The organism is Actinomycetospora chlora (assembly GCF_039542135.1).
Taxonomy (GTDB): domain Bacteria; phylum Actinomycetota; class Actinomycetes; order Mycobacteriales; family Pseudonocardiaceae; genus Actinomycetospora; species Actinomycetospora chlora.
Genome location: NZ_BAABHO010000025.1, coordinates 1 through 418, shown reverse-complemented (window position 1 = coordinate 418; position 418 = coordinate 1). Strand labels below are relative to the sequence as shown.

Genomic DNA, 418 nt, shown 5'->3' with positions numbered 1-418 from the left:
TGCCGCCGCCGGCACCCTGGTTGACGTTGCCGCCGCCGGCACCCTGGTTGACGTTGCCGCCGCCGGCACCCTGGTTGACGTTCCCGCCGAGGCCGCCCTGGTTGACGTTGCCTCCACCCGAGCCCTGGTTGACGTTGCCGAACCCGCCGCCCTGGTTCACGTTCCCGCCGAGGCCGCCCTGGTTGACGTTGCCTCCACCCGAGCCCTGGTTGACGTTGCCGAACCCGCCGCCCTGGTTGACGTTCCCGCCGAGGCCGCCCTGGTTGACGTTGCCGCCACCAGCACCCTGGTTGACGTTGCCGCCACCGGCGCCCTGGTTGACGTTGCCGCCACCGGCGCCCTGGTTGACGTTGCCGCCGAGGCCGCCCTGGTTGACGTTGCCGCCACCAGCACCCTGGTTGACGTTGCCGCCCAGGCC

Annotated in this window: 1 protein-coding gene; it reads right to left on the bottom strand. The window is 72.0% G+C overall.

Features of this window, described 5'->3' with window-relative positions; genetic code table 11:
• Positions 1-418 (bottom strand): hypothetical protein (locus ABD994_RS16305; protein WP_345416871.1); only part of this gene is annotated, 418 nt, incomplete at both ends.